16 protein-coding genes are annotated in these 21,153 nt (G+C 67.1%); 4 read left to right on the top strand and 12 right to left on the bottom strand.

Going from position 1 to position 21,153, the window contains the following annotated elements:
• Nucleotides 1-25 precede the first annotated feature (25 nt).
• From O0J15_RS14630 to hflK, 3 genes are all read right to left on the bottom strand, one after another.
• Nucleotides 26-211: a DUF2065 family protein gene (locus O0J15_RS14630; RefSeq protein ID WP_005410640.1), complete on the bottom strand. Its 186-nt coding sequence runs from the start codon at nt 209-211 to the stop codon at nt 26-28.
• A gap of 67 nt (nt 212-278) precedes the next feature.
• Nucleotides 279-1,142, bottom strand: a complete 864-nt coding sequence (locus tag O0J15_RS14635; protein ID WP_308305862.1) for a protease modulator HflC — start codon at nt 1,140-1,142, stop codon at nt 279-281.
• Complete coding sequence (gene hflK, locus O0J15_RS14640) at nt 1,139-2,272, bottom strand: FtsH protease activity modulator HflK (RefSeq protein ID WP_005410642.1); 1,134 nt, start codon at nt 2,270-2,272, stop codon at nt 1,139-1,141. Before hflK ends, O0J15_RS14635 begins: the two co-directional genes overlap by 4 nt.
• Before the next feature lie 153 nt (nt 2,273-2,425).
• On the opposite strand from hflK, the gene O0J15_RS14645 reads away from it, so the two are divergent.
• On the top strand, nt 2,426-3,421 hold the full coding sequence (locus tag O0J15_RS14645) for a YhdH/YhfP family quinone oxidoreductase (protein ID WP_308305863.1): 996 nt from the start codon (nt 2,426-2,428) through the stop codon (nt 3,419-3,421).
• 88 nt (nt 3,422-3,509) lie between these two features.
• Complete coding sequence (gene pilH, locus O0J15_RS14650) at nt 3,510-3,881, top strand: twitching motility response regulator PilH (protein WP_005410644.1); 372 nt, start codon at nt 3,510-3,512, stop codon at nt 3,879-3,881.
• A gap of 88 nt (nt 3,882-3,969) precedes the next feature.
• Here pilH and O0J15_RS14655 read toward each other — a convergent pair whose 3' ends face one another.
• Nucleotides 3,970-4,863, bottom strand: a complete 894-nt coding sequence (locus tag O0J15_RS14655; protein ID WP_021204418.1) for a DnaJ C-terminal domain-containing protein — start codon at nt 4,861-4,863, stop codon at nt 3,970-3,972.
• A 260-nt stretch (nt 4,864-5,123) separates the two neighbouring features.
• Between O0J15_RS14655 and O0J15_RS14660 the strand changes: the two genes are divergently transcribed.
• Both O0J15_RS14660 and O0J15_RS14665 read left to right on the top strand, forming a co-directional pair.
• Nucleotides 5,124-5,606, top strand: a complete 483-nt coding sequence (locus O0J15_RS14660) for a peroxiredoxin (protein ID WP_021204419.1) — start codon at nt 5,124-5,126, stop codon at nt 5,604-5,606.
• Between the two features lie 29 nt (nt 5,607-5,635).
• Nucleotides 5,636-6,211, top strand: a complete 576-nt coding sequence (locus O0J15_RS14665; RefSeq protein WP_019660039.1) for a bacterioferritin — start codon at nt 5,636-5,638, stop codon at nt 6,209-6,211.
• A gap of 107 nt (nt 6,212-6,318) precedes the next feature.
• Here the strand turns inward: O0J15_RS14665 and pbpC are convergent, their stop codons facing one another.
• From pbpC to prpC, 8 genes are all read right to left on the bottom strand, one after another.
• Entirely contained in the window at nt 6,319-8,700 is a 2,382-nt protein-coding gene (gene pbpC / locus O0J15_RS14670; protein WP_021204420.1) for a penicillin-binding protein 1C, read from the bottom strand.
• A gap of 49 nt (nt 8,701-8,749) precedes the next feature.
• Entirely contained in the window at nt 8,750-13,657 is a 4,908-nt protein-coding gene (locus O0J15_RS14675) for an alpha-2-macroglobulin (RefSeq protein WP_308305864.1), read from the bottom strand.
• Nucleotides 13,658-13,820: 163 nt separating this feature from the next.
• Entirely contained in the window at nt 13,821-15,281 is a 1,461-nt protein-coding gene (locus O0J15_RS14680) for a bifunctional 2-methylcitrate dehydratase/aconitate hydratase (protein WP_308305865.1), read from the bottom strand.
• A 124-nt stretch (nt 15,282-15,405) separates the two neighbouring features.
• Complete coding sequence (gene prpF / locus O0J15_RS14685) at nt 15,406-16,584, bottom strand: 2-methylaconitate cis-trans isomerase PrpF (RefSeq protein ID WP_134734749.1); 1,179 nt, start codon at nt 16,582-16,584, stop codon at nt 15,406-15,408.
• Nucleotides 16,585-16,607: 23 nt separating this feature from the next.
• Nucleotides 16,608-16,934 carry a type II toxin-antitoxin system RelE/ParE family toxin gene (locus O0J15_RS14690; protein ID WP_134732028.1) on the bottom strand — a complete coding sequence of 109 codons (327 nt, stop codon included), beginning with the start codon at nt 16,932-16,934 and terminating at the stop codon, nt 16,608-16,610.
• Complete coding sequence (locus tag O0J15_RS14695) at nt 16,921-17,178, bottom strand: type II toxin-antitoxin system ParD family antitoxin (RefSeq protein ID WP_014648042.1); 258 nt, start codon at nt 17,176-17,178, stop codon at nt 16,921-16,923. Before O0J15_RS14695 ends, O0J15_RS14690 begins: the two co-directional genes overlap by 14 nt.
• 100 nt (nt 17,179-17,278) lie before the next feature.
• Nucleotides 17,279-19,897: a Fe/S-dependent 2-methylisocitrate dehydratase AcnD gene (gene acnD, locus O0J15_RS14700; protein WP_180877984.1), complete on the bottom strand. Its 2,619-nt coding sequence runs from the start codon at nt 19,895-19,897 to the stop codon at nt 17,279-17,281.
• Between the two features lie 97 nt (nt 19,898-19,994).
• On the bottom strand, nt 19,995-21,152 hold the full coding sequence (gene prpC / locus O0J15_RS14705; RefSeq protein ID WP_005418357.1) for a 2-methylcitrate synthase: 1,158 nt from the start codon (nt 21,150-21,152) through the stop codon (nt 19,995-19,997).
• Between the last annotated feature and the right edge of the window lies 1 nt (nt 21,153).

The following is a 21,153-nucleotide window of genomic DNA, read 5'->3' on the forward strand; positions in this document are numbered from 1 at the left end:
GGTGCTGCTGGCCGGCACTACCCTCTCAATGCCGCGCCCACCACAGCAGGCTCAGGCCGGCCAGCAGCACCAGCCCACCGAAGCTGCGCAGGGCCGGGCTGGGCAGGTCCAGCAGGCGTTCGGCCATGCGCTTCCAGGCGAACGGCGCCACGAACAGGAACAGGCCTTCCAGCACCGCGACCAGGCAGACGGCGGCGAACAGATCTTTCATGGGGGACTCCGGAAAAAGCACGGGGCCCGGCGTCTGGCCGGGCCCCGTGGGGTAGTGCCCTGCGACCTCAGCGGTCGTTCTTCAGGTACTGCAGGAACGGGGCGTTCTTGTCGAGCACGATCACGCCATTGCCGTCGGTCATGGAGCCACGGTAGGCCTCCAGGCTGCGATAGAACGCATAGAACGACGGATCGGCCGAGCCGGCCTTGCCATAGATGCGGGCCGCCTCGGCATCGCCTTCACCGCGCAGGCGCTGCGCATCACGCTCGGCCTCGGCGATCAGCACAGTGCTGTCGCGGTCGGCCTGGGCACGGATGGTCAGCGACTGCTCCTCGCCCTCCGCACGCAGCTTGGCCGCTTCCTGCTTACGCTGGGCGCGCATGCGCTCGTACACGTCGTTGATCACCTGGCTGTCGGTCGGCAGGTCCACCTGCTTGATGCGCAGGTCGATCATCTGCATGCCCAGGCCAGCCACCGCTTCGTTGATGCCCTTCAGCTGCTCGGCGATCAGCTCACTGCGGTCGCCGGACACCAGCTGCTGCAGGGTGCGCGAGTTGATCTGGTTGCGCAGCGAGTCGGTGATGATCGGCGCCAGGCGGGCGTTGGCCACACGCGGGTCGCCGCCGGTGGCACGGAAGTAGTCACCCACGTTGGAGATGTAGCCGATGGCGAAGAAGTCGACGCTGACGTCCTTCTGCTCGGCGGTGAAGTAGCGCGCCGGCGCAGTGTCGAGCACCTGGAAGCGGCGGTCGAAGACCTTCACCGTTTCCACCACCGGCACCTTGAAGTGCAGGCCCGGCTTGATGTCCGAACGCACCACCTTGCCCAGGTTCAGCACCATGGCGGTCTGGTCCTCACGGACCACGTACACCGAGCCGAGCAGGCCCAGCACCACCGCCACGATCACGGCGATCCAGATAGGACTCTTCATCGGCTGCCCTCCTCACGGCCGCTCGGTCGCCCGGTCGGGCGGCCCACCGGCCGGCCCGGATCACGGGAAGCTTCCGCCGCTGCACCCGGCAGCGACGGCATCACCACGTCCGGGTTGGCCACTGCGGCCGGAGCCGACGTGCTGGGACGGGTATCGCCGGTCATCGGCACGTAGATCAGCTGGCGGCCATCGCCACCGATCACCTTGCGGTTCTCGCTCAGCACCTGCTGCACGGTCTCCAGCCACAGGCGCTTGCGGGTCACTTCCGGAGCGTCCTTGTACTGGGCCTGCAACAGGCTGAAGCGCTGCGCGTCACCCTCGGCCTTGGACACCACGGCCTGCTTGTAGCCTTCGGCAGTGGTACGGGCGCGCGAGGCTTGGCCCCGGGCTTCCGGCACGACCTTGGCGGCATAGGCCTGGGCCTCGTTGATCAGGCGTTCCTTGACCTGCTGGGCACCGTTGACCTCGTCGAAGGCCGGCTTCACTTCCTCCGGCGGACGGGCGTCCTGCAGGGTCAGGCCGGTCACGGTCAGGCCGGTCTTGAACGCCTTCAGCAGCGCCTGCAGGCGCTCCTCGGCGGCGACGGCCAGCGGACCACGGTTGTTCAGCACGGCGTTGAGGTCGGCGCGGCCAACTTCCTCGCGCACGGCGCTCTGCGCCGACTGCTCCAGCACCTGGTTGGCATCCACGGTGCCGAACAGGTATTGCTGCGGATCGTCGATGCGGTACTGGACGTTCAGCGAGACGTTGACGATGTTCTCGTCGCGGGTCAGCACCGGCACCTGGATCGAGAACGTCTTGATCTCGGTGGCATTGACCTTGGTGACCGATTCGATCGGCCAGGGCAGCTTGAAGTTCGGGCCGGGCTGCAGAATGCGCGAGAACTGGCCGAAGCGCAGCACCACACCGCGCTGCTGTTCGCCGATCAGCTGGAAGCTGGAGAACAGCACCAGCAGCACCACGGCTGCCACCACCCAACGCACGATGCCGCCGTCGAACAGGTCCTTCAGCGGCCCGGGCAAACCGCCCCAGCCACCACCATTGCCACCGCCGCGTGACCCGAACGGCCCGCGTCGATTGTCCTCGGGGCCTTGTCCGCCCTTGTTGCCGCCGGGTGTATTCCAGGCCATGCACGCTCCATCAAGATTTGGGCTGCGGCGCGGGCCCTTCCCGCACCGCCAGCCGTGAAACCATCACCGATCATACAAGATGGGGCGGATCGGCAGGATCGAAAGGGGGGCAACGGGGTAAGGTGGCGTTTTCCTCGAAGTCAGGCAACGCCGATGGCCCCCACCACCCCGTTCACCGCCTTCCGCATCGAAAACGACGACGCCGGCTATCGCAGCGGCCTGGTCCGGCTCGGGGTCGACGACCTCAACCCCGGCCAGGTGCTGATCCGCGCCCACTGGTCCTCGGTCAACTACAAGGACGCGCTGGCCGGTACTGGAAAAGGGAAGATCCTGCGCCGCTTCCCGCTGGTGGGCGGCATCGATGTGGCCGGCACCGTGGTCGCCAGCACCGACCCGGACTGGCGTGAAGGCGACGCGGTGCTGGCCACCGGCTGCGGCCTCAGCGAGACCCGCGATGGCGGCTACAGTCAGTACGTGCGGCTGGAATCGCGCGCGGTGATCGCCCAGCCGGCCGGGCTGACCCCACGCGAGGCGATGGTGCTGGGCACCGCCGGCTTCACTGCGGCGCTGGCCCTGCTGCGCATGCAGGACAACCGGCAGACCCCGGGACTCGGCCCGCTGGCGGTCACCGGTGCCAGCGGCGGTGTCGGTGCGCTGGCGCTGTCAATCTTCAGCCGTGCCGGCTACAGCGTGCACGCGGTCAGCGGCAAGCCGGACCAGGCAGGATTCCTGCGCAGCATCGGCGCCACCGAGGTACTGCCGCGCGACGCGCTGGCCGACACCGGCGCGCTGCAGTCGGCGCGCTTCGGGGGTGGCCTCGATAATGCCGGAGGCGACATGCTGGCCAGCCTGCTGGCGCAGACCGTGCCCTACGGCAGCGTGGTCAGTGCCGGCCTGGCAGCCAGTCCGACGCTGGACATGACGGTGATGCCGTTCATCCTGCGCGGTGTCTCGCTGCTGGGCGTGTCCTCGGCCAATGCGCCACGCGGACTGCGTGAGGAAGTGTGGTCGCGGCTGGGTAGTGACTGGAAGCCGCAGCACCTGGACCGCATCTGCACCGCCGAAGTCGGCCTCGATGGCCTTCCTGCCGTATTCGAACGGATGCTGGCGGGCGGTTCGCTGGGTCGCACCGTGGTACGGATCGACTGAACGTCGCAGGCAGGCGACGGACGGCAGACGCGGCCCTCCCGCCGGTAATGGGCCCGCACTACACTGCGGGCATTACATGGGGAACAACATGGCACGCATTCTGATCGTCGACGACTCACCGTCGCAGCTGTTGGGGATACAGCGCATCGTCGAGAAGCTCGGGCACCAGATCCTGACCGCCACCGATGGCGCCGCCGGGGTCGAAACCGCCAAGGCCGAGCTGCCCGACCTGGTCCTGATGGACGTGGTGATGCCCAACCTCAACGGCTTCCAGGCCACCCGTACCCTCGCCCGCGACGAGGCGACCCGGCATATCCCGGTGATCCTGGTGACCACCAAGGACCAGGACACCGACCGCATGTGGGGCATGCGCCAGGGCGCCAAGGCCTACATCACCAAGCCGTTCTCGGAGGACGAGCTGTCCGAGGTGCTGGAGCGCGTGTTCGCGGGCCAGGGCTGAGACGCGCGCGGTGTTGCCGGCCGCTGGCCGGCAACCACGCATCACCGTCCAGGGCAATGAAGTTGCCGGCCAGCGGCCGGCACCACCTTCAAATGGTCTCGCCGAACGCCTTGGCCAGATTGCGGTACGCCTTCTTCTGAGCCTCATCGGTCGCAGCCGGGGCCACGATCTCGATTTCGACGATCTGGTCGCCGTCCGGGCTGCCCGGCAGGCCACGGCCACGCAGGCGCAGCTTGCGGCCGGCATCGGAATCGGCCGGAATCTTGAGTTCCACCGCACCACCCAGGGTCGGCACGCTGATGCTGGTGCCCAGCGCGGCCTGCCACGGCGTGAGCGGCAGCGTATAGAGGATGTTGCGACCATCGACCTCGAACTGCGGGTGGGCGGCGTATTCCACCTCCAGCAGCAGATTGCCGCCATGGTTGCCCTGCCCTGCCAAGCGGATCACCTGGCCCGGGCGGATGCCCTTGGGCACGCGCACGTCCAGCTGCTTGCCGTTGACGGTGATGCGCAGGCTGTCGCCGCTGTAGGCCGCTTCCAGTGGCACCGACAGCTTGGCGCGGGTATCGCGGTTGGGCGCATGGCCCTGGCTGCTGAAGCCCGGACCGCCCCCCGCGCCCGCTCCACCGCGCTGGCGCGCGAACAGGCTTTCGAAGAAGTCGCTGAAGCCGCCGTTGGGGCCGCCGCCACCGAACACTTCCTCAAAATTGAAACCACCGGCGCCGCCGTAGTTCGGCGGCACGTTGAACTCCTCGCCCGGGCGATAGCCCTGCGCGCGCAGCTGGTCATAGGCCGCACGCTTTTCCGGATCGCGCAGCGCCTCGTAGGCCTCGTTGACCGCCTTGAACTTGTCTTCGGCCCCGGCCTCCTTGCTGACGTCCGGGTGGTACTTGCGCGCCAGCCGGCGGTAGGCGGTCTTGATCTCCGCCTCGCCCGCGCTCGGTTCCACCCCCAGGGTGGCGTAGTAATCCTTGAATTCCATCCAGCTACCTCGATTCGCTTCGGCCGCGCCGGTGGCGCCGCCCCGGGTTCATTCTACGCGCCTGCGAGGCTACGCCGCCCCTCGTGCGGCCCCGGTGAGGCCGACTGATCCTGCGCAATGCGGCTGCCATCCCCGTGCGCCACGCTGTGGCTGGAAGCCCCTGCCACAAAGCCGGAAGATGGAGCCTGCACACCGGGTTTCCAATGTCTTGACGCCCCTCTCCCATCCGGCCCACTAGCCTGCCCCAGCAAGGAGTTCCCATGACCATCCATGTCGGCGACCGCATTCCGGAAGTGACCCTCAAGCGCATCCGCGAGGGCATTGAAACGCTTGATACGCATTCGTTGTTCGATGCGCGCAAGGTGGTGCTGTTCGCCGTGCCCGGCGCGTTCACCCCGACGTGCTCGGCACGTCACCTTCCCGGCTACGTCGAAAAGTTCGAGGCCTTCCGCCAGCGCGGCGTCGACGTCTACTGCATGGCCGTCAACGACCCGTTCGTGATGAAGGCCTGGGCCGCCGACCAGAGCGTGCCCGACGGCCTTCTGATGCTGTCCGACGGCAATGCCGAGCTGACCCGCGCCTTGGGTCTGGAGCTTGATGCGAGCGCGTCGGGCATGGGAATCCGCTCGCGTCGTTTTGCCCTGTACGTCGACGACGGCGTAGTTCGAGAGGCCTGGGTTGAACAGCCCGGCCAGTTCGAAGTGTCTTCGGCCGAGTACGTGCTGGAGCATCTCCCCACCTGATTCCCCACCGCAGAAGGAAACGGCCAGCCATGTCCACGCAGCCAGCCAAAGCCAGCAAGCCCGCCGCGGAAATTGCCGGCATCAGCGACCGCAAGACCCTGCGCGAACGCGCCCGGCGCAACATCGAAGATGGTGCGATCACCGACAGCTACAGCGCTGACCGCGAGGTGGTGATCAAGCTGCTCAACGACGCACTGGCCACCGAGTACGTCTGCGTTCTGCGCTACTACCGGCACTACTTCATGGCCAAGGGCATGCTGGCCGACGCGGTGAAAGCCGAGTTCCTCGAGCATGCACAGCAGGAGCAGGCGCATGCCGGCAAGCTGGCCGAGCGCATCGTCCAGCTGGGCGGCGAGCCGGATCTCAACCCGGATACGCTGACCGCGCGTTCGCACGCCGAATACAAGGAAGGCAGCGACCTGCGCGACATGGTGCGCGAGAACCTGGTGGCCGAGCGCATCGCCATCGACAGCTATCGCGAGATGATCAACTTCATCGGTGACCGCGATACCACCACCAAGCGCATCCTTGAAGAGATCCTGGCGCAGGAAGAAGAGCACGCCGACGAGTTCGCCGACCTGCTGGATGGGTGGATCGGGGAGTAGTCGCTACGCCACGCGATCGCTGCCATCTACGGCGTTGTAGAGCCGAGCATGGGCTCGGCTCTACAGCAGCGTGACAACATGCGGGAAGTGCCATCCAAGGTCGGCATCTAGCGCAGGACGTTGAACCGCACCTGCGTCCAGGCGCCGTCGGCTGCCAACGCGGTCAGGGTGTGCGTGCCGGGTTCGGCGAACTCTCGCTGCATCAGCTGCGCGCCGTGGGTCTGTGCAATCCAGCGTCCATCCAGCAGCCACTCCACCGCCTGCTCGCTGCCCAGCGCGCGCAGCTGCAGTCGTACGCCATGTTCCGAATTCGGCGCGCGCGCCAGCGTGGCGCCATCGTTGAGCCCATCGATGTGCAGCGCAACGCTGGCCTCGCGGCCATCATCACGGCAGTCCGGCGACAGCGCCGGGAGCTGCGAGGCTTCGCGCGTGGCCTTGGACAGCCATGGCGACAGCAACGCTGGCCAGCGCGCGATCTCGCGCGCGACTTCTTCGTGCGGCAAGCGGCAATCGGCTGACACGCGCAGACCGGTACGCGCATCGGCAAGGTAGCGCTGCCGACCTGGTTGCCAGCGCCGTGCTTCGCGCTCGGGGAAGGTCGGTGGTGCCGCGCCTTCCAGCAGATAGGCTGGCATCAGCCGCTGGCAGAGCGCAGCAGGCAGGCCTTCGGCACGCTCACCAGTCGGCCAGCAGATGTCTTCCTGGCTGACGCTGGCCGGCATCGGCGCGGCCGCCGAATCACCGCGCTGGCGCGGCAGGCTGTCCACCACCTCGAACATCAGCGGCAGCGCGGTCACCGCGCCGTACTGGCCCGGTAGCGGTGTGCCGTCCGGTCGGCCCACCCACACGCCCACGGTGTAGTGGCGGGTGCTGCCAATCGCCCACGCATCGCGGTACCCGTAGCTGGTGCCGGTCTTCCACGCCACGCGCGGGCGGCCACCGACATCGAACGTCCCGACGCTGTACCCCGGCCGCGGATTCGATTCCAGCATCTCGCGCACGATCCAGCTGGCGCCGGGCGAAGCGAGGCGCCGCTCGATCATCGGTTCGTCATCGGTGTAGCGCACGCGCCCGGCGATGCCGTTGCGGTTGAGCGCGGCGAACGCGCCGACCAGGTCTTCCAACCGCGCGCCGGTGCCGCCCAGGATCAGCGACAGATTGGGCGTACTGCCTGGCGGGAAGCGCAGCTGGATGCCCGCGTGCGACAGACGTGCAGCGAAGCGCGCGGCGCCGACCCGCTGCAGCAGGTCCACCGAGGGCACGTTCAGTGACAACCGCAAAGCGCTGGACGCGCCGATCGGCCCGTTGAAGGCCATGTCGAAGTTGCCGGGGCGGTAGCTGCCGAAACTCTGCGGCGCATCCACCAGCAGGCTTTCCGAATGGATCAGGCCATCATCCAGCGCCATCGCATACAGGAACGGCTTGAGCGTGGAGCCCGGCGAGCGCCAGGCCTGCACCATGTCCACGTGGCCGAGCCGCTGGCGGTCGCCGAAGGACAGGGTGCCCACATAGGCACGTGCCTGCAGGGTCTGGTTGTCGACCACCAGCAGGGCGGCCGAGGTGCGTTCTGGCAGCGTCGAGAAGTAGCTGGCCACGCGCTCTTCCAGCGTGCGCTGCAGGCCGATATCAATGCTGCTCTGGATGCGCGCTTTGCCCGGCTGCGCTGAATGCAGTCGCTGCGCCAGCAGTGCCGCATGCAGCGGCGGCCGCAGCGAGCGCGCCACCACGTTCTCGATGCGCGCGTCCTCCACTTCCTCCGGCGTCCACGCACCCAGTTCGGCCATGCGTGACAGCACCTTGTCGCGCGCCTTCTGCGCCGCTTCCGGATGGCGGTCCGGGCGCAGCCGGCTTGGCGCCTGCGGCAGCACCGCCAGCAACGCGGCCTCGGCATGCGACAGCTGCGCCGCCGGCTTGCCCAGGTAGGCCCAGCTGGCCGCTTCCACGCCCTCGATGGTGCCGCCGTAAGGCGCGCGCTCCAGATACAGGGCCAGGATCTGCTGCTTGCTCAGATGCACTTCCAGCTGCACCGCGCGCAGCATCTGCTTGAGTTTGCCCCAAGGCGTGCGCGAGTGCGGGTCGAGAATGCGCGCCACCTGCATGGTCAGGGTCGAACCGCCGGACACGATGCGGCCGCCGCGCAGCAGCTGGCCGCTGGCACGCAGCATCGCCACCGGGTTGATCCCCGGATGGCGCCAGAACCAGCGGTCTTCGTAGGTCAGCAACGCCTGCAGGTACAGCGGCGAGACGCTGTCGATCGAGGCAGGATAACGCCACACGCCCTCGGCATCGGCGAACGCACGCAGTGGCGTGCCGTCGGCGGCCACCACCAGAGTGCTGGTTTCGCGCTGCTTCGGCAGCGGGGGCGGGAAGGCGAAATCCAGCACCAGCAGCAGCGCCAGCGTGGCGGCCATGCCCCAGCGCAGCCACGGCCACAGAGGCTGCAGCCGGCGGCGCAGGGCTGCCAACCGGGTCGTCATCCTGTTCTTCATTGCAGGTTGCCAGCAGGACGGGCCGCGCCGTCGCGGCCCGTCCGCGCGGTCACGGCTGTACCACCGTGATCGTGGTCGGGTTGCTGCGGCCAACGCCGCGCAGCTGCGGCCGGTACATGTCCTCCACCAGCGGTGGCGGCACCGAGTAGGTACCCGGGGTCACCGCGCGCACCAGGTAGAACACGTTGGCCTTGCTGCCACGCGAGAGCTTCAGCGCAGCCACGTAGCGGTCGTCGCGGAACTCCTCGTGCTTGGTATCGGCCGCTTCACCGCGGTCGCTGATGGTGATGCCATCGACCACCACATCGGCCCACTGCTTGGCGTCGCCCAGGTTGAAGTTCTCGATCTCCAGGCCCGCCGGCAGCAGGTCGGTCAGCAGCGCATCGGGCATCGTGGTGTCGGCGGTGACGGTGACGCGCACGATCAGTGCTTCGCCTTCCTTCAGCGGTCGCGGCGACCACGGTTTGCCATCGGTACCGAAGTAGCTCCGTTCAATACCCAGCACGCTGTTGTCCGGCGTCGGTGCGCTGCGCGGGATGCCGGCCACGTCGATGCTGGCGAACATCGGCGGCTGCCCCTGCGGGGTGAAGCGCACACCGCTGGCCAGCTCACTGGCGCTGAAGTTGCGGCCGAACAGCTTGCGCTCGCCGATGGCTTCGCTGTTGCCACCGATCACCAGTTCACCGGCCACCAGCGCCTTCTGGTTGGCGGCGAGCGCCTTGCCGAGACGTGCAATCGCCACCTGTTCCTGCGTGCTCAGCCACATCCAGCCGGCATTGCGACGGGCATCCAGGCCACGGCCGAGATCGACCGCACGTGCGTCCCAGGCGGGCTTGGCCAGCTTGTTCTCGTGGGTCAGCGCGATCATCAGCGCGTCATCGCGGATCGCACTGCCGTAGTCGCCGAAGTACGACGGGCGCTCGCTGCTGGACTTGGCGAAGGCCGCCGCCAGCGCGGCCTGGCCACGCTTGGCATCGCCCTGCAGCGACAACGCCACGCCCAGATGGACCAGCGACAGGCCGCCCACCGCCTTGCTGCGCTCGTTGTCGTACAGCGTGCGCAGGGTACCGAGCGGTGCACGGTTGACCCGGGCCAGCACGTAGCCCGAATAGGCCTGGTTGGCGAACTTCAGCTTCTCGCGGTCGTCCTGGCCGTAGAACTGGTTGCCGCCGGACAGCAGATCCTCGCTAAGCCGGTTGAGCGCCTTCTGCAGCACGTTGTCGGGCACCGCGAAACCGGCATCCTTGGCGTCGAGCAGGAACTCGGCGATGTACGGGGTCAGCCACGGGTTCACGTAGCCGTCGTCACCCCACATCGAGAAGTTGCCGTTGGCCACCTGCATCGACGCCAGGCGACCGAACGCACCTTCCATGCGCTCGCGACGGGTCTTGGCATCCAGGCCGTCGGCACCGAGCATCGACGACGTCGCCTGGTCCAGGATCAGCGCCGCGTAACCCTTGCTGGTGGTCTGCTCGGCACAGCCATATGGATAATTCAGCGCGCCCTGCAGTGCACTGGCGAACGGAATCGGCGGCAGCGGGCTGACCAGCAGGCGGGCATTGACCGACTCCGACATCAGGCCATCGGTCAGGCTGTTGTCGAGGCTGACCGCGGCCAACGGATCAAGCGTGCGCACCTGCGAGCGCAGAACCTGCGGCCACGCCGCACGCACCGGCAGGTCGTAACGGCGATCGGCCTTGAAGCCGTTGCCGTCCACCCGCACCCGCACCTTGGCCACGCTGTGGCCCTCACGCGCGGACAGCGGGAAACTCAGCGTGGTCTTGGCATCGGCATTCAACTGCACGCTGCGGCTGCCCTCACCCAAGTTCAACGGGCCCTCGCTTTCCACCTTCACGTTGAACTGCCCCGGCTTGCCTGTGAAGTTCTGCACGTCCAGGGTCACGGTGCTGCGGTCGCCCGGGGCCAGGACGCGCGGCATGCTGGCTTCGGCCAGGATCGGCGCGCGTACTATGGTTTCCACGTCGCGCTTGCCGTACTGGTCATCGCTGTAGACCAGCGCCGACACCCGCAGGGTGCCGTTGAAATCCGGCACCTTCAGGCGGATGCGGGCATTGCCCTTGGCATCGAGCTGCACCGGGCCGGAGAACAGGTCCACGGTCTGCACGCGCGCGGTCGGGCGCTTGGCCTGCGGCAATGCCTGCAGTGCCATGTCGCCACCGAACTTCAGCTTGCCGCTGCCACCATCGAAGCTCTCGATCACCCGGCTGTAGATGTCATAGGCATCGATGCCGAGGCGACGCTGGGCGAAGAAGTGCGCGCCGGCGTCGGGCACCGGGAAACGGGTGATGTTGAGGATGCCCACGTCCACCGCCGAGACGGTGACGTGCGCCATCTTGCCGGCCAACTGTGGTGCGCTGACCGTCACCGGCAGGTCCTGCTCCGGGCGCATCTGCTTGGGCGCGGCCAGGCCGACGGCCACGGTGCGGCCCTTGCGGTCCATCGGCACATGCACCACACCCACGGCACGGGCCGGAGTGATCTTGCTCGGCGCACTGCCGCCACGGAACACCAGCGCGGTGATGTAGACGTCGTGGCGTTCCCAGTCAGCGGTGACCGGAATCTTGAAGGTCGAACCCGGCTTGGCCTCGATGTCCTGCACGTACAGCATGCGGTCGGTCTCGACCATCAGGATGCCCTTGCCGGCATGCGGCGGGGTCACCGTCACTTCCAGGGTGTCGCCGGCCTTGTAGCCGGTCTTGTCCAGGCCCAGCTTGACCTTGTCCGGGCGCGCGTCCAGGCCACGGTTGTCATCGCCCCAGCTCCAGCCGGCGCGGAACGGGTAGCGGCTGGTCAGGCCGGTGGACGGATCGAACACGTCCACGCGGTACTCGCCCCACTCCACCGGGAAATCGAAGGCGACCGCGCTGCCGCCGGCATCGACGGTGCGCGTTTCCTTGTTCTCGAAACGGCGGGTGAAATCGTAGTCCCAACGGTTGTCGTTGAAGGTCCAGTGGTAGTCGCGCAGTTCCCGCACCAGGGTGATCTTCAGGCCCTTGGCCGGCTGCGGCGCGCCGGTGGCATCCACGCGCATCAGCTCGAAGCGCGCGTTGCCGTTGGAGTCGGCACCGTCCTCGGGGTTGAACAGCGGGCGCACGCCGACCAGCGCGTTGGCCGGCCACATCACCCGCTTCAGGGTACGGGTGACCGTGCGGCCACCGGTTTCATACAGGCTGCCGGACAGCACCACGGCAATCGGTGCCTTGGCCTTGGCCGCCTCTTCCGGCAATGCCACGTCCTCGCGCAGCTGGCCGTTGGCCGGCAGCGTGGTGTCGATCATGTCCTTGGCTTCGCGCGGCAGCTGCAGGGTCGGGTCACCGAAGAAGTAGCCCGGCAGGCCTTCCACCGGCTGCTGCTCGGCGGCCACCGCCATGCGCGCGGTGAAGCGGTTGCCATCGGCCGGTGCCCCGTACAGATAGGCACCATTGGCCTGCAGGCGCAGGTCCTCACCCGGCTTCAGCGTCTTCTGCGCGCTGTCCAGGTCCAGTTTCATGCGCTCGGGCAGGAACTCCTCGATGCGCAGGGTCATGCCCTGGATCGCTTCCTTGCTGGCCGGGTCGGTGCGGAACTCGACCTGCCAGCGCCCGGTCGGCGCCTCGGCGGGGATCACCTGCTCGAAATTGATGTAGCCCTGGTCACCCGGCTGCAGGCGGGTCTCGCGGAACGTCTTGCCGTCGGGCTGCTTCAGGCGCAGGAACACCGGTTGCGCCTTGACCGGCTTGCCATCGTTGTCACGCAGCAGCGCGGACAGGCGCACGGTCTCGCCCGGGCGGTACAGGTCGCGGCCGGACCAGGCATAGACATCGAACCATGCGTTGTCGCGGCCGGCCACGGCGAATTCGCTCAGGTCCAGCGCTGGCTGGTTGAACGGCAGGAAGCTGGTGTCCTTGCCGCTGCTGGCGACCAGCACGTGGGTGGCATCCAGGGTGTAGTTCAGCAGCGCATTGCCGTTGCCGTCGGTGCTGCCCTTCAGCACCACCTCGCCCTTGGCGTCGAGCACGCGCAGGTCGATGCCCTTCAGCGGCGCGCCGTCCTTGAGACCGGCGGTATGCACGAACAGCTTGTCCTTGTAGGCGCGGGTGTGCAGGCCGATGTCACTGACCGAGAAGAACGCGGTATCGAATTCGCCCTCATAGTCGCCGGTGCGCTTGAGCAGTGCGAAGTACAGGCCCGGCTCCTGCAGTTCCTTGATGTCCTGGGTCGGCAGGTAGGTCAGCACCCGCTCGTTCTGCTTGCCGCCAAGGATGAAGCGGTTGACGTAGACCGGCTCGGCCAGCTTGTTGATCGGGCTGCGCTCGTAGTCGCTGCTGAGCTCCCAGCTGCCACGGCGGCCACCGCGCTGGTACTGGCTGAAGAAGGTCGGCAGGTCCTTCTCGCGCACGCGCAGGAACTCGACGTCCACTTCCGGCACGTTCACCGAGACCACCGGCAGGCCACGGCTGTCCTTGGCCGGCAGCACGCTGCCCTGCGAGGCGAACCCAACCACCGGCTTCAGCTCGCCGCTGAACACCTTCTGCTTCAGTTCCTTGCCCAGCCGGCTGCCATCGGCGGCCAGCAGGTCCGGCGAGACCACCAGGCTGAATTCCTTGCCGGCCTCGACGAACGGGTAGCGCAGGGTCAGGCCGTCATCGGACAGCGTCCAGCTGCTGTCGTCGGTGCCGACCTTCTCCTCGAAGCGCACCAGCGTGTCGAAATCCTGGGTGCCGACCAGCGGGCGCGAGAACTCCAGCGCCAGCGACAGGCCGTCATTCTTCTGGTCCGGGTAGGCGCGCAGAAGGGTGAATTCCTTCACCTGCTCGGCCTTGGTGGTGATCGCCTCGCCACTGGCCTTGGGCAACTGCCCGCTGTCGTTGCGGCAGCCGGCCAGGCCCAGCAACAGGCCTCCTGCCAGTACCGCCGCCGCCCATCCCCACCGCTTCCGCCGTGCCGGACCGCTCATGTCGTCACTCCTTGATCGAGGTGGCCATTATAGGCAGGCCGCGTCAAGGCGTTGACGCGAATTCGGCAATTGCCGCGGGGGCGGGTGGTGCCGGCCGCTGGCCGGCAACCGGCATGGCAGGTTGGATGGGATTGCCGGCCAGCGGCCGGCACTACCGATCAAACTACCCCGGCAGGTACAGGTCCACGTAGTCGGTCACCGGCATCGCGGCCAGCGCCACCGGGTCCAGTGAAGCGGCCCAGATGCGCTGCTGCTGGGCGGTCGGGAAGCGATGGGCCAGGTGCCGGCGGAACTTGTCCATCAGCAGCGGAATGCCTTCCTCGCGGCGTCGGGCGTGGCCGAGCGGATACTCCACCAGCACCTCCGGCAGTTCCATGCCATCGCTGAAGCGTACCCTCAGGCCGTTGGCAATGCTGCGCTTGTCCGGATCCAGATAATCGGCGCTGAGCTGCGGGTCTTCATGGCAGGCCATCTTCGCGCGCAGCGCATCAATGCGCGGATCGGCAGCAACGTCGTCCTCGTAATCCTCGGCCACCAACCGCCCGTGCAGCAACGCGATGGCGACCATGTACTGCACGCAGTGATCGCGGTCGGCCGGGTTATGCAACGGCCCCTGCTTGTCGATGATACGGATGCAGGCTTCCTGGGTGCGGATGGCGATGTGCGCGATGTCCTCGACCCGCCGTTCCATCGCGCGCAGCTGCTGGTGCAGCGTGACCGCCGCCTCCACGGCAGTCTGGCCGTGGAACTCGGCCGGGTAGCTGATCTTGAACAGCACGTTCTCCATCACATAGCTGCCCAGCGGTCGCCCCAGCGTCAGTGCCTGACCGTGCATGGATACGGCCTCGAAACCCCATGTCGGTGCACTCAATACGCTGGGATAGCCCATCTCGCCGCTGGCTGCCATCAGCGCCAGACGCACGCCACGACTGGTCGCATCGCCAGCGGCCCAGCTCTTGCGCGAGCCGGTGTTGGGCGCGTGCCGGTAGGTGCGCAGCGCTTGGCCATCGACCCAGGCCAGCGACAGCGCATTGAGCATGCGTTCGCGATCCAGCCCGAGCAGCTGCGAGACCACCGCGGTGGTGGCCACCTTGACCAGCACCACATGGTCCAGCCCGACGCGGTTGAAGGAATTCTGCAGCGCCAGCACGCCTTGGATCTCGTGCGCCTTGATCATCGCAAGCAGCACGTCGTGCACGGTCGGCGGCGGACGACGCAGGGCCTGCGCGTTGCGCCCCAGCCAGTCGCAAACAGCCAGGATGCCGCCGAGATTGTCGGAAGGATGGCCCCACTCGGCAGCCAGCCAGGTGTCGTTGAAATCCAGCCAGCGCACCATTGCGCCGAGGTTGAAGGCGGCCTGCACCGGGTCCAGCACGTAGTGCGTGCCCGGCACGCGCGCGCCGTTGACCACGCTGATGCCCGGCACAAGTGGACCGAGCAGCTTGCTGCAGGCCGGGAAGGCCAGCGCTTCCAGGCCGCAGCCCAGCGTGTCGAGCAGGCAGTAGTGCGCGGTCTGGAAGGCCAGCGGCGAGTCGATGCGGGCGTCGCGTACGTAATCGACGATGTCCACCAGCAGCGCATCCCACGCTGCACGCTCGTTGGATGGGGTGTGGCTGTCGGACATCGTCGATCTCCTCGTTGCGGTGCACGGTTGCCCGTGCACCATGCCAACCAAGGTTGGCATCTACCAAAGCAATCGATCTCTGCGGCGCGGTAGTCGCCAACCTTGGTTGGCGTTTACCAACGCATCACTCGGCCGGCACCCGCACTTTGCCTTCCATCAGCACGCGGGCGCTGCGGCTCATGATGGCCTTGGTCACTGTCCACTGGCCGTCAACGAGACCTGCCTGCGCACCCACGCGCAACGTGCCCGAGGGATGACCGAACGTAACCGCTTCGCGTTCGCCGCCACCGGCGGCGCGATTGACCAGCGTGCCCGGAATCGCCGCGGCGGTGCCGATCGCTACGGCGGCGGTACCCATCATCGCGTGATGCAGCTTGCCCATCGACAACGCGCGCGCATGCAGGTCGATGGCCGACGCCGGAATCGCCTTGCCACTGGACGACACGTAGTCCTGAGCCGGTGCAACGAATGCCACCTTCGGCGTGTGCTGGCGGGTCGCGGCGTCTTCCAGTTTCGGGATCAGGCCCATGCGCAGCGCGCCGTAAGCACGAATGGCCTCGAATTTCTGCAGCGCCGCCTTGTCTTCGTTGATTGCAGGCTGCAGCTCGGTGCCGGTGTAGCCCAGGTCGGCCGCATTGAGGAAGATGGTCGGAATGCCGGCCGTGATCATGGTCACCTCGAAGCTGCCCACGCCGGGCACCTCCAGGGTATCGACGAGATTGCCGGTCGGGAACATCGCGCCCGCATCGCCGTCATCGGACGGATCGATGAATTCCAGCTGGATCTCGGCCGCCGGGAAGGTCACGCCATCCAGCTCGAAATCGCCGATCTCCTGCACTTCGCCATCGCGCATCGGCACGTGGGCGATGATGGTCTTGCCGATGTTGGCCTGCCAGATGCGCACGGTGCACAGGCCATCGCGCGGCACCCGGGCCGGATCGATCAGCCCATTGGCGATCGCGAACGGACCCACTGCAGTACTGAGGTTGCCGCAGTTGCCGCTCCAGTCGACGAAGGCGGTGTCGATCGAGACCTGGCCGTACAGATAGTCCACGTCGTGGTCCGGCACCGAGGCGGTGGAGATGATCACGCACTTGCTGGTGCTGGAGGTGGCGCCGCCCATGCCATCGGTCTGCTTGCCATACGGATCGGGCGAGCCGATCACGCGCATCAGCAGCGCATCGCGCGCGGCGCCCGGCACCTGAGCGGCTTCGGGCAGGTCCTGCAGGCGGAAGAACACGCCCTTGCTGGTGCCGCCGCGCATGTAGGTGGCGGGAATACGGAGTTGCGGGAGGAAGGTCATCGTCGAATCCACGCGTTTGAATTTCAGGAAATGTCTTGCATCAGTGCGTCAAGACCACGATCAACGCACCACACACGCATGATGTCCACGCGGTCCGGTAGATCGAGGTAATAGACGAGGTAGCGTTCGAAGCCCGGAACCAGCATGAACCGCAACGGCACCGGCAGCTGTGCTGCGAGGTCGGCGTGCCGGGTGGAACCCGAGCCTGGAAACACGGCGATGCGTTGAAGCGTGGTCTCCAACTCGGCGAGAAAGCGCCGACCCAGTACCAGCCCACCCTGCCGTGCAAACCACAGCGCGGCATCGGCTGCGTCGGCTTCGGCCCTTGGCCGCCATTCAATCGCCTTCACGCTCCAACCTTTCGGTCAGTTCGCGACGCATGCGCTCGAATGTGTCGGCCGTCACCGCAACGCCTGGACCAGAAGCCAGCCCCTCGGCTATCAACTGCTTGAGCAGCTCTTCGGCCTTGCTGCGCTGGCGCTGGCGGATCAGGTCACGCACGTAGTCCGACGTACTGGAGTAGCCGCCTTCACGCACTTCCTCGTCCACGAACTGCTTGAGCGGGTCGGTCAGCGAAATGTTCATGGTGGCCATGAGACTCTCCATTGGCAGTTTTTGCCAAGTCAGTGTGCGCCCTGCCCGGGTGTCGGACAAGCCCGCCCCCGGCCTCCGGGGGCAGGCATTCAGGCCGGTATCACGCCACCTTGGCCCCTTCCAGGAAGTCTTGGGCGAAGCGCTGCAGCACGCCACCGGCTTCGTAGATCGCCACTTCCTCGTCGCTGTCCAGGCGGCAGGTCACTGGCACGATCACATCCTGGCCGTCGCGGCGGTGGATGACCAGGGTCAGGTCGGCGCGCGGGGTGCGCTCGCCGATCACGTCGAAGGTCTCGGTACCGTCGATGCCCAGGGTCAGGCGGGTGGTGCCCGGCTTGAACTCCAGTGGCAGCACGCCCATGCCGATCAGGTTGGTGCGGTGGATGCGTTCAAAGCCTTCGGCCACGATCGCTTCCACACCTGCCAGGCGCACGCCCTTGGCGGCCCAGTCACGCGAGCTGCCTTGGCCGTAGTCGGCACCGGCGATGATGATCAGCGGCTGCTTGCGCTCCATGTAGGTCTCGATCGCTTCCCACATGCGCATCACCTTGCCTTCCGGCTCCACGCGCGCCAGCGAACCCTGCTTCACGCTGCCATCGTCGTTGCGCACCATTTCGTTGAACAGCTTCGGGTTGGCGAAGGTGGCGCGCTGTGCGGTCAGGTGGTCACCGCGGTGGGTAGCGTAGGAATTGAAGTCCTCTTCCGGCAGGCCCATCTTCGCCAGGTATTCGCCGGCGGCACTGGACGCCAGGATCGCGTTGGACGGCGACAGGTGATCGGTGGTGATGTTGTCCGGCAGCACCGCCAGCGCCCGCATGCCTGCCAGCGTGCGCTCACCGGCCAGTGCACCCTCCCAGTAGGGCGGGCGGCGGATGTAGGTGCTCTGCGGGCGCCAGTCGTACAGCGGGCTGACCGTCGCGCCGTGCTCCACGCGCACATTGAACATCGGGTTGTAGACGCGGCGGAACTGCTCCGGCTTCACCGAGGCCCTGACCACGGCGTCGATCTCGGCGTCGCTCGGCCAGATGTCCTTCAGGCGCACCTCGTTGCCGTCGGCGTCCACGCCCAGCACGTCCTTCTCGATGTCAAAGCGCACGGTGCCGGCGATGGCATAGGCGATCACCAGCGGCGGCGACGCCAGGAACGCCTGCTTCGCATACGGGTGGATGCGGCCATCGAAGTTGCGGTTGCCCGACAGCACGGCCGTGGCGTACAGGTCCCGGTCGATGATCTCCTGTTGGATGGCCGGATCGAGCGCGCCGCTCATGCCGTTGCAGGTGGTGCAGGCGAAGGCGACGATGCCAAAGCCCAGCTTTTCCAGGTCCGGCAGCAGTCCGGCCTCTTCCAGGTACAGCTGCACCGCCTTCGAGCCGGGCGCCAGCGAGGACTTCACCCACGGCTTGCGCAGCAGGCCGCGCTCGTTGGCCTTGCGTGCCAGCAGGCCGGCAGCGATCACGTTGCGCGGGTTGGAGGTGTTGGTGCAGCTGGTGATGGCGGCGATGATCACCGCGCCATCCGGCATCAGGCCCTGCGCCTGCTCGGCCTTGCCCGCTGCCAGCTTGGCCTCGTCGGCGATGCCGCGCTCGGCCAGCTCGGCGGTCGCCACGCGCTTGTGCGGGTTGGACGGGCCGGCCATGTTGCGCACCACGCTGGACAGGTCGAAGCGCAGCACGCGCTCGTACTGCGCGGTGGCCAGGTCGTCAGCCCACAGGCCAGTGGTGCGGGCGTAGTTCTCCACCAGCGCGACCTGCGATTCCTCGCGGCCGGTCAGGCGCAGGTAATCGATGGTCTGCCCGTCGATGTAGAACATCGCGGCGGTCGCGCCGTATTCGGGGCACATGTTGGAGATGGTGGCGCGGTCACCGATGGTCAGTGCCGCCGCCCCCTCGCCGAAGAATTCAAGGTACGCGCCGACCACGCGCTCCCTGCGCAGGAATTCGGTCAGCGCCAGCACCACGTCGGTGGCGGTGATGCCCGGCTGCGGCCTGCCGGTCAGCTCGACGCCGATGATGTCCGGCAGCCGCATCCACGAGGCACGACCGAGCATCACGTTCTCGGCTTCCAGGCCGCCCACACCGATTGCGATCACGCCCAGCGCATCCACGTGCGGGGTGTGGCTGTCGGTGCCCACGCAGGTGTCGGGGAAGGCCACGCCGTCCTGCACGTAGATCACCGGCGACATCTTCTCCAGGTTGATCTGGTGCATGATGCCGTTGCCCGGCGGAATCACGTCCACGTTCTGGAACGCCTGCTTGGTCCAGTCGATGAAGTGGAAACGGTCTTCGTTGCGGCGATCCTCGATGGCGCGGTTCTTCTCGAAGGCCTGCGGATCGTAGCCACCGCATTCCACCGCCAGCGAGTGATCGACGATCAACTGCACCGGCACCACCGGATTGACCTTGGCCGGGTCACCGCCCTTGTCGGCAATCGCATCGCGCAGGCCGGCCAGGTCAACCAGTGCGGTCTGGCCGAGGATGTCGTGGCACACCACGCGTGCCGGGAACCACGGGAAGTCGAGGTCGCGACGGCGCTCGATCAGCTGCTTCAGCGAATCGCCGAGCGTGGCCGGATCGCAGCGGCGCACCAGGTTCTCGGCCAGCACGCGCGAGGTGTACGGCAGAGTGGCATAGGCGCCGGGCTGGATCGCATCGACGGCGGCGCGCGCGTCGAAATAGTCCAGCGCGCTGCCGGGGAGGTTCTTGCGGTAATCGGTATTCATGGGCTGGCGGAATGCTTGGGGCGGGCCGGGTGCCGGCGGTGCGGCGGCGAAAGCATCCGGCCGGCACGCGGCCGGCCGGATGAGTACAGCAGGGGGATCAGACGCGCTTGTCGATGGCGACGAAGTCGCGGTCTTCCGGACCGATGTAATTGGCGCTCGGGCGGATGATCTTGCCGTCGATGCGCTGCTCGATGATATGCGCGCTCCAGCCGGCGGTGCGGGCGATCACGAACAGCGGGGTGAACATCGCGGTCGGCACGCCCATCATGTGGTAGCTGACCGCACTGAACCAGTCCAGGTTCGGGAACATCTTCTTGATGTCCCACATCACCGATTCCAGGCGCTCGGCGATGTCGTACATCTTCATGCTCGACTGCTCTTCGGACAGCTCGCGGGCCACGTCCTTGATCACCTTGTTGCGCGGATCGGACACGGTATAGACCGGGTGGCCGAAGCCGATCACCACTTCCTTGCGCTCGACGCGGGCCTTGATGTCTTCCTCGGCCTCATCCGGGTTGTCGTAGCGCTTCTGCACTTCGAACGCCACTTCGTTGGCACCGCCATGCTTGGGACCGCGCAGCGCGCCGATGCCACCGCAGATCGCGCTGTACATGTCGCTGCCGGTGCCGGCGATGACGCGGCAGGTGAACGTCGAGGCGTTGAACTCGTGCTCGGCGTACAGGATCAGCGAGGTGTGCATCGCCTTCACCCACGAGTCCTGCGGCTTCTCGCCGTGCAGCAGGTGCAGGAAGTGGCCACCGATCGAGTCATCGTCGGTCTCCACGTCGATGGCACGGCCGTTGTGGCTCCAGTGGTACCAGTACAGCAGCATCGAGCCGAGGCAGGCCATCAGCTTGTCGGCAATGTCGCGCGCGCCCGGGTGGTTGTGGTCGTCCTTCTCCGGCGCCACGCAGCCGAGCACGGAGACACCAGTGCGCATCACGTCCATCGGGTGTGCCGACGGCGGCAGTTCTTCCAGCGCGGCCTTCACCGCCGCCGGGATGCCACGCAGCGACTTCAGCTTGGCCTTGTACGAAACCAGCTCGGCGCGGGTCGGCAGCTTGCCGTGCACCAGCAGGTAGGCGATCTCCTCGAATTCGCTGGTGTTGGCCAGGTCCAGGATGTCATAGCCACGGTAGTGCAGGTCGTTGCCGCTGCGGCCCACGCTGCACAGCGCGGTGTTGCCGGCAGCGGTGCCGGACAGGGCGACGGACTTCTTCGGCTTGAAGGTGGGGGTTGCGGTCGTATCGTTCATG

The sequence above is a fragment of the Stenotrophomonas sp. Sm10 genome (genome assembly GCF_030985515.1).
GTDB classification, from domain to species: domain Bacteria; phylum Pseudomonadota; class Gammaproteobacteria; order Xanthomonadales; family Xanthomonadaceae; genus Stenotrophomonas; species Stenotrophomonas hibiscicola.

Excerpts from the sequence above, each read along its gene's own strand:
- acnD (WP_180877984.1), bottom strand. The coding sequence starts at position 19,897 with ATGAATACCGATTACCGCAAGAACCTCCCCGGCAGCGCGCTGGACTAT.
- O0J15_RS14630 (WP_005410640.1), bottom strand. The coding sequence starts at position 211 with ATGAAAGATCTGTTCGCCGCCGTCTGCCTGGTCGCGGTGCTGGAAGGC.
- O0J15_RS14695 (WP_014648042.1), bottom strand. The coding sequence starts at position 17,178 with ATGGCCACCATGAACATTTCGCTGACCGACCCGCTCAAGCAGTTCGTG.
- O0J15_RS14645 (WP_308305863.1), top strand. The coding sequence starts at position 2,426 with ATGGCCCCCACCACCCCGTTCACCGCCTTCCGCATCGAAAACGACGAC.
- O0J15_RS14665 (WP_019660039.1), top strand. The coding sequence starts at position 5,636 with ATGTCCACGCAGCCAGCCAAAGCCAGCAAGCCCGCCGCGGAAATTGCC.
- hflK (WP_005410642.1), bottom strand. The coding sequence starts at position 2,272 with ATGGCCTGGAATACACCCGGCGGCAACAAGGGCGGACAAGGCCCCGAG.
- O0J15_RS14655 (WP_021204418.1), bottom strand. The coding sequence starts at position 4,863 with ATGGAATTCAAGGATTACTACGCCACCCTGGGGGTGGAACCGAGCGCG.
- pilH (WP_005410644.1), top strand. The coding sequence starts at position 3,510 with ATGGCACGCATTCTGATCGTCGACGACTCACCGTCGCAGCTGTTGGGG.
- prpF (WP_134734749.1), bottom strand. The coding sequence starts at position 16,584 with ATGACCTTCCTCCCGCAACTCCGTATTCCCGCCACCTACATGCGCGGC.
- O0J15_RS14675 (WP_308305864.1), bottom strand. The coding sequence starts at position 13,657 with ATGAGCGGTCCGGCACGGCGGAAGCGGTGGGGATGGGCGGCGGCGGTA.
- O0J15_RS14635 (WP_308305862.1), bottom strand. The coding sequence starts at position 1,142 with ATGAAGAGTCCTATCTGGATCGCCGTGATCGTGGCGGTGGTGCTGGGC.
- O0J15_RS14660 (WP_021204419.1), top strand. The coding sequence starts at position 5,124 with ATGACCATCCATGTCGGCGACCGCATTCCGGAAGTGACCCTCAAGCGC.
- pbpC (WP_021204420.1), bottom strand. The coding sequence starts at position 8,700 with ATGAAGAACAGGATGACGACCCGGTTGGCAGCCCTGCGCCGCCGGCTG.
- prpC (WP_005418357.1), bottom strand. The coding sequence starts at position 21,152 with ATGAACGATACGACCGCAACCCCCACCTTCAAGCCGAAGAAGTCCGTC.
- O0J15_RS14680 (WP_308305865.1), bottom strand. The coding sequence starts at position 15,281 with ATGTCCGACAGCCACACCCCATCCAACGAGCGTGCAGCGTGGGATGCG.